Genomic DNA, 15,382 nt, shown 5'->3' on the forward strand with positions numbered 1-15,382 from the left:
TCTGCCGGACGACGACTCCACCACGGCCTGACCAGCCAGACGCAGCACGGATCCGGGATTCTTCAAGTACGAGAGCCGGCCCGTCACTCACACTTTCGTCGAACCTCGATAACCCAGGAGCGCAGAAGCAGTGCCGTCTTCGTCCTCTCCGGTGATCCAAACCGTTCTCGAACAGTCCTCCCGCGTCCTGCACACCTACGCCGTGGACCCCGGCCTCGTGGCCGAGCACGCCAATGGTGAGCGCCGTATCACTCAAGGCGGATATGGCGACCGTCAGCTTTTCGAGCTTGTCCAGAACGCGGCCGACGAAATCGCAGACGAGCCGGGCGGTCGAATTCACGTGGTCCTCACGGAGTCGCATCTTTACTGCGCGAACGAAGGGAACCCGGTCACCTCCGAGGGCGCCGAGACAATCCTTCGCATGAGTATGTCGAAGAAGCGCGGAGGCCAGATCGGGCGATTCGGCGTCGGCGTGAAATCGGTTCTCGTAGTGACCGACGCACCGGAATTCTTCAGCCGCACCGGAAGCTTCGGATTCGACCGCGCCTGGTCGTACGAGCAGATCAGTGCCGTCCCCGGTGTCGCGGAGCGGTACGGGCCGGCGTTCGATGCCCCCGTCCTGCGCATGGCCCGCCCCCTCGACGAGGCCTCGGAGCGCGCCGCCGACCCCGTCCTGAACGAACTGCTGGCATGGGCGACGACGGTCGTCCGCCTCCCCCTGCTGCCGAAGGCCGACGTCCGGCTGGGCAAGGACATGCACGGCGGCCGCGCCAAGGACCACGGCGAGCCCCGTGAGGAGTTCCCGGTCGGCTTCCAGCTCTTCTCGCCGCACGTCGCGAAGGTCGTACTGGAGGATCGGCGGCCCCGCCCGCCGGCCCGCCGTGTGCTCACCGCCCAGCGGAGCGGCGACCTGCACACCGTGGTCGAGGAGCGGACCGGCAAGGACACCGCGACCGCTCGGTGGCGCGTGTTCACCACCACCCACCAGCCCGGTCCGGCGGCGCGCGCGGACGCCGGCGAACTGCACGACCGGCTCTCGCTCGACCTCGCCTGGGCCGTCCCCACCTTGGAGAAGGATCCCGAGAGCGGTCTGTACGTCAGCTCACGAGCCCGTGGACGCGGCAAGTTCTGGTCCTTCTTCCCCACCAAGTACGAGATGTCCCTGAGCGGCGTCCTCAACGGCGCATGGAAGACGAACGAGGACCGTCAGAACCTCCTCGACTCCTCCCCGTTCAACCAGGAGATGATCCGGGTGGCGGCGCAGTTGGTGGTCGACTCGCTGACCGCCCTGGCCCCCTCCGAGGACCCCGGCGCCTACCTCCCGCTGCTGCCCGGCCGTGTGAAGGAGTCGATCAGTTGGGCCGACGAGTTCCTCACTCGGGAGATCTGGAGTCGGGCGGCGACCGCGCCGTCGCTGCCCGACCAGGACGGTGTCCTGCGCGTCCCGGCCGAGCTGCGGGTCCACCCACGCCCCGACAAGGACCTGAAAAGTCTGCTCCGTTGGCTGCGGATGTGGCACGAGTGTCCCGGCCGCCCTTCGAACTGGCTGCACCCGAGCGTCGAGGTCGACGGCTTGCGTTCCGGAAAGGTCGTGCACGTCCTGGAGGCGGCCGGGCACGAGCGAGCCGACGTCCGTGAGTGGCTGGAGGCCCTGGTCGGAAGCGGGACCGTCGAGGCGTCGAAGGCGGCTGTCCGCATCCTCGCGGACATGATCGAGGTCGGTTCTCCCCTCGCCGAGCAGGCCCGCAAGGCCCACATCGTGCTCACCGAGGAGCACGGGCTCGTCCCCCCCGTGCCCGGCAGGGTGTTCCGTCGCGTCGACCAGGGCGGCCTGCGCGAATCCACCGTGTACGTGGTCGACGAGCTCGCCCAGGACCCTTCACTGGCCCACGCGCTCAACGTCCTCGGCATCCAGGAGGCCCACGCCGAGGGTCGGTTCGTCAGCGTGCTCGACCAGGGGTTCGACCACTACACCCCGTCGGACTGGGAGCGGTTCTGGGAGTTGTTCCGCCAGGCCGGTGTACGTCGCATGGCCCAGCGGGTCCTGGACCGGGTCCCCGCTCCGGGCTCGACGCTCCGTGTGCGCACCGCCGGTGGACGATTCCGACCGATCGAGGACTGCATGCTGCCGGGCGCCGTGGTGAACGCCGAGCGCGACCCGAGCGTCGCCGTCGACATGGGGTTCCACTCCGACGACGTGTACTTCTTCTCCCAGGTCGGTCTGCGGGAACGACCGGTCGGCGGAGTGCGGCCCGCGGCAGGTGAGGAGTGGTTCGAGGAGTACCGGGAAGCCGTCCACGCCGCCTACCTGCGCAGTCTGGCCGCCGACACCCCGCGTCCCTCGTTGAACCGGACGAAGTTCGAGGGCGCTGCGATCGGCGGCCCGCTCCATGTCTTCCGCGCGCTGTCCGAGGAGTCACGCGCGGCCTTCCTGAAGGCGCTGCCCGACGACGCCGTGGTGGACAACTGGACCCTCCAGGTCGGCGCGCAGACCAGCACCCGACAGGCGGTGATCTCACCGATCCGCTGGATGCTCAAGAAGCACGGCACAGTCGCCACCTCCCAGGGGATCAAGCCCTTGACGGAGGCCGTCGGTCCGCAACTGGCCGACTACCGCGACGTGCTCCCGGTCGCCGACGTCTCACCCGAGAAGGCCCGCAAGCTGCGGCTCCCGACCACCGTCGACGAGGTTCCGGCCGACCGCTGGGACGCACTCCTCGAAGAGGTCTCCCGCAGCGAGGACGACTCCTTCGTCGGCGCCACCTACGTGATGCTGACGCGCTTCGGCGCGGACTTCCCCGAGGACTCCCTGACCCGCTGCCGGATCGGCGACGCGTGGAGCACCCGTCCCGACGACGAGATCACTGTCGCCGTCGGTGCCGCCGAGTACCGGGTGCTCCGTGCCGAGCAGCTCCCGGCGCTGCTCGTGCCGACCTCCGGGGACGCCGAGCTGATGGTCGAGAAGTGGGGCATGCTCCGCTACACCGACGTGATCAGCAAGGAGACCCGCGAAGTGCCGGAGGGCGACCCCGTGGCGCTGGTCGAGCTGTTCCCCGCTCTGCGGCAACGCCTGAACAGCGGGAACCGGAACAGCATGGTGCAGCGGTGCACCGAACTGGAGGAGGTCGTCCGCACGCCCAAGGGCACTCAGCCCTCTCCTCTGGACGCCGTGCGCCAGGACAGCACTGTCAAGATCCGTGTGCCTGTGGAGCCCGAGCCGATGCTGCGGCTGATCGACCGTGAGCTCGGCCTCGGCCTGGGCGCGGCCGGCTGCCGGGCGGTGCTGGAGCACCAGGACCGTATGGCCCGCGACAGTGCGCTGAAGGCAGCCCAGCAGGCGGTGCGCGAGGCCGAGGACGTGGTGGCCAAGGTCGAGCTGCTGATCGGAGCGGACGCTCTCCGGGCCGGGCTCCCGGAGGGGTTGATGGAGGCCGAGTTGCAGGCGACCGACGGTGTCGAGCCGTCCGGGCGTCGGATCGCGCAGATGGCGTTCAACGCGCACGGCGACGGCGTGCTGCAGCAGCATGCCCGGGACATCCAGGCCCGCTTCCCCAACGCACCGGTGGCGTACGGGGGTTCGCCGGCCGCTGTCGCCTTCGTCTCGGACCTGAGACTGCCCGTCGCGTTCGCGGGTTCGCGGACTCCGTCCCCGCCTCCGTTCGAGACCGTCGAGGGCCCCCGGGACTTCCCGAGCCTTCACGACTATCAGGAGGACCTGGTCCGAAACATCTCCACCATGCTCGACCGGCTGGCCCCCCAGCGCGGCATGCTGTCCCTGCCCACCGGCGCGGGCAAGACCCGGGTCACCGCCGAGGCCGTGATCCGCTGGGTCAAGCGGGTCGGCGATCTCAAGGGTCCGGTCCTGTGGATCGCGCAGACGGAGGAGCTGTGCGAACAGGCCGTGCAGAGCTGGAAGTTCGTCTGGAGCAAGGTAGGCGCGGAACGCCCCCTGGCCGTCAGCAGGCTGTGGAGCAGCAACGAGGTCGGTGATGTCGTCGACCACCCCCACCTGGTCGTCGCCACCGACGCCAAGCTGGAGCGGTGCCTGGGCATCGATCAGTACGCCTGGCTGCGACAGGCCGCGCTGGTGATCGTGGACGAGGCCCACACGGCCATCTCCAAGCGGTACACGGAGATCCTGGGCCGGTTGGGACTCACCCAGTACGAGACCGGTCGCCATCTGCTCGGGCTGACCGCCACCCCCTTCCGCAACACCAACGAGGACGAGACCCGTCGCCTGGTCAGTCGCTTCGGCAACAGACGACTCGACCAGGGCGTCTTCCCGTCGGGCGACCCGTACCGCGACCTTCAGGACTGGGGCATGCTCGCCCAGGTCGAGCACCGCACCCTGGAGGGCGGCCGGATCGAGCTGACCCGGGACGAGAGGACACATGCCGACCGCATGGCGATGCTGTCCCGTTCCGCCGAGCAGCGGCTCGCCGACGACCACGCCCGCAGCCGACGCATCGTGGACTCGGTGGCCGAACTGCCGGGCGACTGGCCGACGTTGCTGTTCGCCACCTCCGTCGACCACGCCAAGTACCTGGCGGCCATGCTCAACGACTGGGGTGTCCCGTCCGCCGCGGTGGACTCGACGACCAGTGCACAGGATCGCCGCACCCGCATCGAGAAGTTCCGAAACGGACGCATTCGCGTGCTCACCAACTACGGTGTGCTCACCCAGGGATTCGACGCCCCGGCCACCCGTGCCGTGGTCGTGGCCAGGCCGGTCTACAGCACCAACGTGTACCAGCAGATGATCGGCCGGGGACTTCGCGGACCACGGAACGGCGGCAAGGACAGCTGCCTGATCCTCAACGTCAGCGACAACATCGAGAACTTCGACACCCAGCTCGCCTTCACCCAGTTCGAGCACCTCTGGAGCCGTACGTGACCGACGCCTACCTCGACAGCCCTCCGCTCACCGACGAGCAGCGGGCCGTGGTCGAGCAGCCATGGGACGCGCGTGTCCTGGTCACCGCGGGCGCGGGAGCCGGAAAGACGCACACGTTGGTGCGCAGGCTCGACGCCCTGTGCGGTCACGGGGATCCCGACGAGGCGCTGGAGGCCGCCGAGATCCTGGTGCTCACCTTCTCCCGAGCGGCGGCCCGCGAGCTGCGTGAGCGCATCGCACGACACGGGGAGCGGGCCCGCCGCGTGCGTGCCCAGACGTTCGACGCCTGGGCGTACGGGGTGCTCGCGCAGGCGTACCCGGACGGCGAGTGGGGTGCGGTCGGCTTCGACGAGCGGATCGGCGCCGCGACCGATGCGGTCGAGAAGGGGGCGCTGGAGGCCGGCGACGGCGTACCGCCCGCTCATGTCGTGATCGACGAGGTACAGGATCTGTTGGGCACACGCCGGGAGCTGGTGGAGGCCCTGCTCGACCGCTACCAGGACAGTTGTGGCTTCACCGTCGTCGGCGACGCCGCCCAGTCCGTCTACGGCTTCCAGATCGGCGACCCCACGGAGCGCTCGGACGAGACCGGTCGGTTCTTCGACTGGCTGCGCTGTTCGTACCCGGACGACCTGGTGGAGCTGCACCTTACTGAGAACTTTCGGGCCACCACCGCCGAGGCTCGGATCGCGCTGACGCACGGTCCCCGTCTTCAGCGGGTCGGCGACGCGGACGAGGCGGCGGTCCTCTACACGGAACTTCGCGACCTCCTTCTGGATCCGGCGAACGGCATGGGCGACCTCACCGACCCGTTCGCTCTGGACGGCTTGCGGAATCTCACCGACACCTGTGCGATCCTCACCCGCGACAACCGGCAGGCACTGGTGGTCTCCGGCCTGCTCCACGAGCACGGCGTCGACCATCGGCTGCGGCGCCCCCTCGAAGAACGGCCTGTGCCGTACTGGGTGGCCGAGTTGTTGCGCCGTACCGAGGCGACCGGCCTGACCGAGGAACGGTTCGGCTCGCTGCTCGCGGAGATTCCTCTGCCGTACGAACCGAACGCGAGCGCCTTGTGGACGGTGTTGCGGCGGGCGACCCGGTCGACCGGACGCGGTGTGCTCGATCTGGGGCGGCTGCGGCGCCTGGTCGCCGACGGCAGGTTCCCCGACGAGGCCGCCGATCCCGAGACGACACGGGTCGTCGTCTCCACCGTGCACCGGGCCAAGGGGCTGGAGTTCGACCGGGTGATCGTTCTGACCCCGCCGACCGTCGCCGAACTCCGCAAGCAGTACAAGGACGAGCTGGACCTCCCCGCCGAGGCTCGCGCCCTGTACGTGGCGATGACGCGGGTCCGCCAGGATCTCTACCACGCGAGTCCCCCCGAACTCCCGATCGTGAAGAGAGCGGGCGGCCGGAAGAACGGCCGTCGGTATGTCGCTGGTTGGCGGTCGTACGACCGTCTCGGGATCGTCGTGGAGGCGGGCGACGTGTGCCGGGACAACCCGCCGGGCCACGAGACCGACGCGGTGGCGACGCAGACGTATCTCCTGGAGCATGTACGCCCCGGTGAGGAAGTCGTGCTGTGCAGGCGTCACGACCTGCCGATGGGTGAGTTCCAGAGCCCGCCGTACGCCCTGATGCACGACGGGCGGGAAATCGGTGAGGCGTCGGAGCGGTTCCGCCAGGACCTGTTCCAGGTGCAGAAGGTGAACCGGACGTGGGACCCGTGGTGGCCCGACGAGATTCACGGCCTGCGCGTCGACGTCCTGGAGACCGTGTCCGGCAGTAGCGCCGCCGGCGTCAACGCCGGCCTCGGCGACCGAGGTGTCTGGACCGTCCCGCGGATCACCGGCATCGGAAAGTACCGACGGGCTGACGACAACGAGGAGCGGAAGGCATGACGCAGGGAGCAGGTCGGCACTCCGAGCACTATCGGGTCCGGGACGAGGAGCTCCTGGTGGGGCTTCGCCGCGAGCTCCTGGGACCGGCCCCGGGCGCCGAGCCGGAGGACCGGGACGAGGTCCTGACCGAAGAGGCGCCGATCGACCGTTACCTGACCGGCGTCCTGTACCCGCGCGCGGCGAACGCGGCCGCGGAGGAGCAGCTCCGTGCGGACGACGACGAGCAGGACGGCTTGGACATCGCCCCGCAGCGGACCCGTGACAACGTCGAGGAGTCCGGCACCGCTCAGGAGGTGGGTGCCGCGGGCTCCCGGCGCCCTTCGTCGATGGGCCTCACCTTCGCGGTCGACCCTGCCATAAGCGAGGCGATCGTGATCTCGGCGCGTGCCGCCGTCTACGAGCCCACGGATGCCGACGGCAGGCCGATCTCCGCTCGGCGTGCCGAGGCTCGCACGGTCTCCGAGCAGCGGGAGCGGTGGCGGCGCAAGGAGCTGGCCCTTCCGGACACCACGGTCGACGTGACCACGCCCGATCCCGACAAGAAGGTCGAACTGGGGGGCGGAGCAGCGCTGCGCGTCAACGTCAGGCGCCACGACCCGACGTCCGGGACGGTCACGATCACGGTCACTCTGGTGAACACCCAACGCGTCGGCGAGCGGGAGCTCCAGGACGCGTTCTCCCTCTTCCAATGCGGTCTCACGGTCCGGGCCGCCAACGGCTCCACCGCGTTCGTCGATCGCCCCGCCCCGGCAGCCTCCCATGACGACGAGGTCGCGACCAGCCGCCTGTTGCACCGCCACGCCCCGACCTTCGCCGTCGGTCACGGCTGCGCCGCCGAGTGGGACTGGACGCCGCCGCCCATCGGCATGACCGACACCGTCTTCGCGGCTGTCGCCGAGGTGCGCAGCGCGTTCGTGCCGAGCGTGGAGGTGCTGCTCACCGACTCCAACCCGGAGATCGACAGCTCGGCTCTGTCCATGCTCGGCCTGGCGGAGCGCGACGACGCCGAGGTACTGGCCGCTCTGCGCGAACTCGCCATGGGGTACGAGCGATGGATCGACCGCAAGGAGATCGAGGCCGAGGCGCTGACCGGCACCACGCACGAGAAGCCGGCACGGCGCCAGGTGGCGGCGTGCCGTGAGGCGCTCGGTCGTATCCGCGAGGGCATCGACCTCCTCGCGTCCAAGCCCGACCTGATGCTGGCGTTCCGGCTCGTCAACCACGCCATGGCCGACCAGCGCGCCCGCAGCGCGTGGGTGAAGAACGGCCGTATCGGCTCCCCCGACCCGTCCGCCGGTCGATGGCGCCCCTTCCAGATCGCGTTCGTGCTGCTCTGCCTGGCCGGGATCGACGACCCCGAGCACCACGACCGGGGCGTCTCCGACCTGCTGTGGTTTCCCACCGGTGGTGGCAAGACGGAGGCGTACCTCGGTCTGATCGCGCTCACCTCGTTCCTGCGTCGCCTCCGCAGGAAGGAATGCGGAGGCGGTGTCACCGTGCTCATGCGCTACACGCTCCGGTTGCTCACCCTCCAGCAGTTCGAGCGGGCCGCGATCCTGATCTGCGCCATGGAACACATGCGGCGTGCCAGGCCCGAGTTGGGGCACGAAGCGTTCTCCATCGGCATGTGGGTGGGCCGCTCGGCGACTCCCAATACCCTGGCTGAGGCCGAAAGGAGACTCTCCGAGCTCCGGGGCGACCTCGACAGGCGTCTCGCCACCGAGAACCCCGTCCAGCTCCATGCCTGCCCCTGGTGCGGCACCCGCCTCGACGCCCGTGCCTACGAGGTCGACGTCGACGCCAAGCGCATGCACGTCCGCTGCCCCGGCAGCGACTGCGTCTTCGCCGACGGACTGCCGGTCCACCTGATCGACGAGGCCGTGTACGACGCCCGCCCCACACTGGTGATCGCCACCGTCGACAAGTTCGCCTCCATGCCATGGCGTCCCGCCACCGCGGCGCTCTTCAACCGCGACGACCCGGGCGACCGCACCCCGCCCCCGGAGCTGATCGTCCAGGACGAACTCCACCTGATCTCGGGCCCCTTGGGCACCCTCACCGGACTCTACGAGACCGCGGTGGACGCTCTCGCCGACCGCCCCAAGGTGATCGCTTCCACCGCGACCATCCGCCGCGCCGGCGACCAGGGCCGTCACCTCTTCGCCCGTGACGTCCGCCAGTTCCCGCCCGCGGGCCTGGACTCCCGAGACTCCTGGTTCGCCGTGGAGACTCCGCGCGAGGAGAAGGCGAGCCGCCGCTACGTCGGGCTTCTGGCCCCCGGCACGAGTCAGTCCACCCTGTTGATCCGTACGTACGCCACCTTGCTGCACCGGGCCGAGCAGGCCAGGACCGAGAACCACGAAGTGGCCGACGCGTACTGGAGTCTCGTCGGCTACTTCAACAGCCTCCGGCTGTTGTCCGCGGCCGAACTTCAGGTCCACGACGACGTGGTGGCGTACCTGGGAGTGCTCGCCGACCGTGAAGGCGTGACCGCCCGCTCCGTGGCCAACTACTCGGAGCTGACCAGTCGGATCGACGCCAGCGAGATCCCCACCCGTCTCAAGGGCATCGAGAAGAAGCTGCCCGACGAGGACACCGTGGACGTCCTCCTCGCCACCAACATGATCGCGGTCGGTGTCGACGTGGACCGGCTCGGGCTGATGGCTGTCATGGGTCAACCTCAGACCACGGCCGAGTACATCCAGGCCACCAGCCGTGTCGGCCGTGCCCACCCCGGACTGGTCGCCGTCATGCTCAACGCGACCCGGTCCCGCGACCGCTCCCACTACGAGAACTTCCTGCACTTCCATTCCGCGCTCTATCGCGAGGTCGAGTCCACCTCCGTCACCCCCTTCTCCGCCCGCGCCCGCGAGCGGGGCCTTCACGCGGTGATCGTCGCGCTGGCCCGCATCCTCGTCCCGGCCGCCCGCGACAATGACGCCGCGGGCCGGATCGAGTCGTACGAACATCTCCTCCGCGAGGAGGTCAGGCCGATCCTTCTGAACCGTGTCCAGGACGTCACTGATGAAGAGGTCGACGCGGTGGGCCGCGCCTTCGACGAGTTCGTCGACTGGTGGTGCGACGAGGCCGACACGCACGGCGGTCTTTTCTTCGAACCTGTCAGGGGCAGCCGCACCCCCTCGCTCCTGAAGTCGTACGACGACGAGTCCGAGGGCGCCGAGGCATGGCCCACCCTGTGGAGCCTGCGCGATGTCGATGCCGAGTCAGCCCTGTTCATGGAGGCAACCCGATGACCCCGCCCCCCGCACGTCGCCGCCGGACCCGCACGGACGGCGCCGCACCCGCCCGTAACCTGCCCCGGCGCGGCACGGTTCGTCGGGCTCAGGCGATCACCACGTACGGCGTCGGCTCGCTCGTCGCAGTGGACCAGGAGTCCTTCATCGTCTCCGGCCTCGACGGAGCCGACGAGTACTGGAGCAGCGACGAGTCCCCCCGGATCCACGAGCGGCGCCTCGCACGTCTGCTCGGTGTCCAGCATTTCCGGCTGCCTCCCGCGTCCGAGGACACCAGCAGGGACGGCATCCGGGTGCGTCGCTTCCCCCTCATGCACTCCTGCCCCGACTGCAACGACCTGCGTCGACACCGCGACTTCAATCCGCCCGCCGGCCGGAGCATCTGCGGCACATGTGAAGTCGACCTCGTGCCCTCCCGATTCGTGATCGCCTGCGAGGCCGGGCACCTCGACGACTTCCCGTACTGGCACTGGGTCCATCGAGCCGCCGGTGGTGGCGCCACGACCGCCGGGCAGTGCGGAGGAACGCTCAGGATGCGCACCTCCGGCCGCAGCTCCTCACTCCGCTCGATCCTCGTGTCCTGCACCTGCGGGGTGCCCGAAGTCTCCATGGAGGGTTCGTTCCGCAAGAGTGCGCTCAAGGATCTGGGGCTTCGTTGCCGCGGCACTCGCCCGTGGCTCGGCACGTCCGCCCCCGCCCAGGTCTGCGGCATGACACCGCGCACGCTCCAGCGCGGTTCCTCGGCCGTGTGGCAGCCGGTGCTGAAGTCGGCGCTCTCCATTCCGCCGTGGAGCGACGGCCGTGCCGATCCGCTGGCCGAGCACTGGGCGAGGCTTCGCGGTCTCAGCAGCCGGGAGGAGGTCGCAGCCGTCCTCAAGTTCCTCTTCGACGGCGAGAGCCCGGTCCCTCTCGACGAGGTCATGACGCTCCTCGACGCGGAACGCGAGGAGGACCCGAGCGGCGAGGACGAGCCCACCTTCGACCACCGCTACCGCGCACTGCGCAACAAGGAGTACGACCGACTCTGCGTGGGCAACGACGAACGCGCGCGCTCCAGGGACGAGCAGTTCATCTGCGAGACCCCACTGGGCGACACGAGCGTGCTCCACCCTCTCGGGGTCTCCGGACCGATGCTGGTGAAGAAGCTCCGCGAGGTGCGCGCGCTAAAGGCGTTCACCCGACTCGCCGACCCGGACGCGACGACCGAGCCCCATGAAGTCCCGCTCTCCGACTCCCCTCTGCAGTGGCTCCCCGCGATGGAGGTGCGGGGCGAGGGGGTCTTCCTCCGCCTGGACGAGGAACGACTCGGTGCCTGGGAGAGGGCCGCGGCCGTCGCCGCTCGGGTCGAGCGCATGCGTACGGCTCACCAGCGGGTGATGGAACAGCGTGCCGGGGATCCGAGTCGCGTGCCCCCTTCCCCGGCGACGCCCCGCATGGTGCTGCTGCACACGTTGGCTCATGTCCTCATCAACGAGTGGAGCCTGGAAGCCGGCTACCCGGCCGCTGCCCTGCGCGAGCGTCTGTACGCGGCCGACGACATGGCAGGCGTGCTCGTCTACACCGCCACGAGCGACTCGGCAGGCAGTCTCGGCGGACTCGTCGCCCAGGGCGAACCGGCCCTCCTCGACCGGACGATCCGCTCGGCCGTCCGTCGTGCCGAATGGTGCTCCTCCGACCCGCTCTGCGTGGAGTCCGAGGCGTCCGGCACCGGCGGAACCAACCTGGCCGCCTGCCACGCCTGCGTGATGCTTCCGGAGACGAGCTGCGAACACAACAACATCCTGCTCGACCGGGCCCTGCTAGTCGGCACACCGGAGAATCCGCAGGTCGGCTTCTTCGCGGGCGCGCTCGGCCGCTGACTTCCGGCCGACCGCAGAGAGCGCCCCGGGTCGGCGCATGCGCCGGCACGGGTGTTCCGGAGTGGTTCAACATCTACATCGGCCTGGAGCAGGACGCCGCGACGTTCCGCCAGTACCAGTGCGAGGTGATTCCCGGCCTCATGCAGACCGAGGCGTACGCCTGCGAACTCCACAAGACGGGCGCCCACCTGTCCGCCGAGGACATCGGCAGGGCCGTGCGCGTTCGCATGGAACGTCAGGCCATGCTGGCGCGGCCCGACGCCCCCGATGCCTGGTTCATCGTGAGCGAGGGCGCACTGCGTCACGTCGTGGGAGACCCGGGGGTGATGCGGGAGCAGCTCGAACGTGTCCTGGATGCCGGTGAGTTGGCCACCACGACCGTGCAGGTCCTGCCCTTCGACTCAGGGACCCGTCCGGTCACGGGTTCGTTCACGATGCTGGGCTTTCCCGCCCCGGAGGATCCGGACATCGTGTACCGGGACGGCATCACGGACGCCGTGTACCTGGAGGGCGAGCATCATGTCCGGGAGTACACCCGGGCGTTCGACGGACTGCGGGCAGCGGCCCTGAGCCCGCAGCGCTCGGTCCAGCTGATCAAGTCGGTCTTGAAGGAATACGCAAAGTGACCAGTGCAGAGCCCAGCGGCCTTCACGGCCCCACGTGGTTCACGTCCTCGTACAGCAACGGCGCCGGCGGCGAGTGCGTGGAGTGCGCGTACGTAACCGGCGGCACTCTGATACGCGACTCCAAATCCCCAGAGGGCCCGTCCCTCACCGTGGGCACCCAAGCCTGGCGGCGGTTCCTCGGTGCGCTGAGCCATGGCGGGCCGGAGCGCGTCCTGTGAACGAGCGTTGATGGCGGCGGATGCCGACATGCTGCGCTGATTGGCGGATTTGGGCCAGCCATCTGCCCGATTAGTGGGGGTTTCAGTGGCCCAGATCTGCCACTTGGCGCCCCAGCTATGTGGCCTCAGTCAGAAGGCGACGTGCATCGCGTGCGCCTGGGCGGCACTCCGCGGCGGCCGGGGCTGTGCGAGCACGCCCCGGCCGGTGTGTTGGGTCGGTCAGAGCTGGCCGGACTCGGCGATGGTGATCTTGGCCGAGGTGGCGCCGGTGCGGGAGCCGAGGGACTCGATCTTCTTCACCAGCTTCATGCTGTCCTCGTCGGCGACCTCGCCGAAGACGACGTGCTTGCCGTCGAGCCAGTCCGTCACGATCGTGGTGATGAAGAACTGCGAGCCGTTGGTGTTCGGGCCGGCGTTGGCCATGGAGAGCAGGCCCGGGCGGTCGTGCTTGAGCTGGAAGTTCTCGTCGGCGAACTTCTCGCCGTAGATGCTCTTGCCGCCGGTGCCGTTGCCGCGGGTGAAGTCGCCGCCCTGCAGCATGAAGTCCGGGATGACGCGGTGGAAGGAGGAGCCGGCGTAGCCGAAGCCCTTCTCGCCCGTGGCGAGCGCACGGAAGTTCTCGGCCGTCTTCGGGACGACGTCGTCGAAGAGGTTGAAGGTGATACGCCCGGCGGGCTCGTCGTTGATGGTGATGTCGAAGTAGACCTTGGTTGTCATACCCCCCATCCTGCACCCTCGGGTCGGGCGTCGCGTCCATGGGCTCCCCGGTGACGTCCGATCGGGGTCCGATCGGATTCGGATCAGGGTCCGACGGGGTCAGGAGTCGCGCCCGGCCTCCTTTCCTCGGAGGCTCCACAGGTCCATCCTCAGCGGCTCCACAGGTCCATCCTCTGCGGCTCCGCGGGTCCCCCTCAGAGGCTCCGCGGGGCTGCGGGTCCGTTCTCAGCGGGTCCACGGGTCCGCCTTCCGCGCCAGCTTCCCCGCCCTGCGGCGCACCGGCGGTGGGAGGTGGTGGAGGAGGGCCCGGGCCCTGCGGCGGAGGTGGGGGGAGGTCGTCGTACGGAGGAGGAAGCGGTGGTGGGGGGCTGTGTGGCCCGGGGCGCCGACGGCCAGGGCGAGCTGGGAGTCGCGGGGGGTTCCGGTCGGGACGATCAGGCGAGGGGGCGTGCCCGCCTTCACCATGGGGAGGCGGCCGGTGTCCGGGAGGGGTACGCGGGTGCGGCGGCCGATGCCGAGGAGCTGGGCGTCGGCCCAGATGAGGTGGGTGCCGGGGGACAGGGGGTGGCCCGCTGCCAGGGTTGAGGGGTCGATGACCGTCGTTCCCGAGGCGATGACGCGGATGCGGTCCTTGCCCGCGCGTTCCGTCCGGGGGGTCAGGTCCGCGTCCGGGTACCACCAGGCGCCCCGGGCCGGGTCGTGGGTGAGGAGTTCGCCGCGGGCGTAGGCGAGGGGGTCGGGGACCTCCCAGTGCTCGGCGCCCCGGATGCCGTGGAGGAGGTCGGGGTCGAGGAGGAGGCGGCCGGCGCGTTCGTGGAGGAGGAGGGGCTCGCCGTCGGGGCGGAGCAGGTCCACGGTCGTGGTGATGTGGAGTTTTCCCGACCTCCAGTGCAGGTCGTCGACCGTGAGGCGCGGTTTCACCGCCGCCACTCTCCTGGCCAGTTCGACGAGGGACTCCAGTCGGCCGTCCTCCAGGAGTGTCGCCCGCAGGCGGGGGATCGCGGCCATGCCCTCCCGTACGCCCGGCGGGAAGCAGTCGAGGGCGGTACGGCGGACGACGGTGAAGTAGCGGTCCAGGGCCTTGCCCTTGCGGCGCAGGACGCGCGGCTCGGTCACCGGGCGGAGGACCTCCACCCGGTAGGAGCGGCGCAGGAGACGGTCCTGGAGCGGGCCCGGGTCCGTGGCTTCCTTCACCGCGTCGACGACCGTGCGCAGATGGCCGTAGTACGTCTCGGGGGTCGTCGCCGAGGAACTGGAGTTGCCGCCGTCCTCGCGGCGGTTCCAGATGTAGCAGGGGGTGGAGAGGATCGAGACCGTCTTCGCCCGTACGTACGCCCGGGCCATGAAGGTCTGGTCCTCCAGGCGTACCCGGCCCTCGGGGAACGTGATGCCGTGGTCGAGGAGGAAGGCGCGGCGGAACATCTTGTGCGGGGTCAGGCTCTCGAAGAGCGGCGCGTCGGCGGCGGTGCAGCGCTCCACCGTGCGCTTGAAGACGTGGCTGGGGCCCTGCATGGTGCCGACGATCCGGCCGAGGACGATGTCGGAGTCGTTGCGGGCGGCGAGCCGGTGGAGGTTCTCCAGCGCGTCGGGGGTGAGTTCGTCGTCCTGGTCCACGAACTGCACGTACTCGCCGCGTGCCTCGCGGACGCCGACGTTGCGCGGCCTGCCGGGCCAGCCGGAGTTCTCCTGGTGGAAGACGCGGACGTGCGGGTGGCGGGCCGCGAGGCGGTCCAGGCGGGCGGGGCTGTCGTCGGTCGAGCCGTCGTCGACGTAGACGATCTCGTACGCGTCCCGGCCGATGGTCTGGGTGAGCAGGGAGGGGGAGCAACGGTCCAGGTAGGGGCCCGCGTTGTGGACGGGGACGATGACGCTGACCTTGAGCATGGCTGCTCCCGTGGTTCGCCTGGTTCACC

Annotated in this window: 7 protein-coding genes and 1 pseudogene; 6 read left to right on the forward strand and 2 right to left on the reverse strand. The window is 69.7% G+C overall.

The features are described from left to right. The first annotated feature begins 130 nt into the window (after nt 1-130). The 6 genes and pseudogenes from ICC28_RS24665 to ICC28_RS24690 all read left to right on the forward strand — a co-directional run bounded on the left by ICC28_RS24665 (nt 131) and on the right by ICC28_RS24690 (nt 12,752). Nucleotides 131-4,894 (forward strand): DEAD/DEAH box helicase, encoded by a 4,764-nt coding sequence (locus ICC28_RS24665; RefSeq protein ID WP_188290885.1) that lies wholly within the window; start codon nt 131-133, stop codon nt 4,892-4,894. Further along, nucleotides 4,891-6,795, forward strand: coding sequence for a UvrD-helicase domain-containing protein (locus tag ICC28_RS24670; protein ID WP_188290886.1), 1,905 nt, complete (start codon nt 4,891-4,893; stop codon nt 6,793-6,795). The genes ICC28_RS24665 and ICC28_RS24670 overlap by 4 nt, the downstream gene beginning before the upstream one ends. Then, on the forward strand, nt 6,792-10,049 hold the full coding sequence (locus ICC28_RS24675) for a helicase-related protein (RefSeq protein WP_188290887.1): 3,258 nt from the start codon (nt 6,792-6,794) through the stop codon (nt 10,047-10,049). Before ICC28_RS24670 ends, ICC28_RS24675 begins: the two co-directional genes overlap by 4 nt. Then, entirely contained in the window at nt 10,046-11,908 is a 1,863-nt protein-coding gene (drmB, locus tag ICC28_RS24680) for a DUF1998 domain-containing protein (RefSeq protein WP_188290888.1), read from the forward strand. Before ICC28_RS24675 ends, drmB begins: the two co-directional genes overlap by 4 nt. 44 nt (nt 11,909-11,952) lie before the next feature. Further along, nucleotides 11,953-12,534: pseudogene (locus ICC28_RS24685) on the forward strand (DUF5753 domain-containing protein); the annotation flags it as partial. Continuing rightward, a complete protein-coding gene (locus tag ICC28_RS24690) occupies nt 12,531-12,752 on the forward strand; it encodes a DUF397 domain-containing protein (RefSeq protein ID WP_188290889.1) in 222 nt (73 codons plus the stop codon). The pseudogene ICC28_RS24685 and the gene ICC28_RS24690, both read left to right, overlap by 4 nt. Nucleotides 12,753-12,971: 219 nt before the next feature. Here the strand turns inward: ICC28_RS24690 and ICC28_RS24695 are convergent, their stop codons facing one another. Then, complete coding sequence (locus ICC28_RS24695; protein WP_188290890.1) at nt 12,972-13,469, reverse strand: peptidylprolyl isomerase; 498 nt, start codon at nt 13,467-13,469, stop codon at nt 12,972-12,974. A gap of 225 nt (nt 13,470-13,694) precedes the next feature. After that, nucleotides 13,695-15,353, reverse strand: a complete 1,659-nt coding sequence (locus ICC28_RS24700) for a glycosyltransferase (RefSeq protein WP_188290891.1) — start codon at nt 15,351-15,353, stop codon at nt 13,695-13,697. Between the last annotated feature and the right edge of the window lie 29 nt (nt 15,354-15,382).

Origin of the sequence: Streptomyces sp. TRM68416 (assembly GCF_014596915.1) — a bacterium.
Taxonomy (GTDB): Bacteria; Actinomycetota; Actinomycetes; order Streptomycetales; family Streptomycetaceae; genus Streptomyces.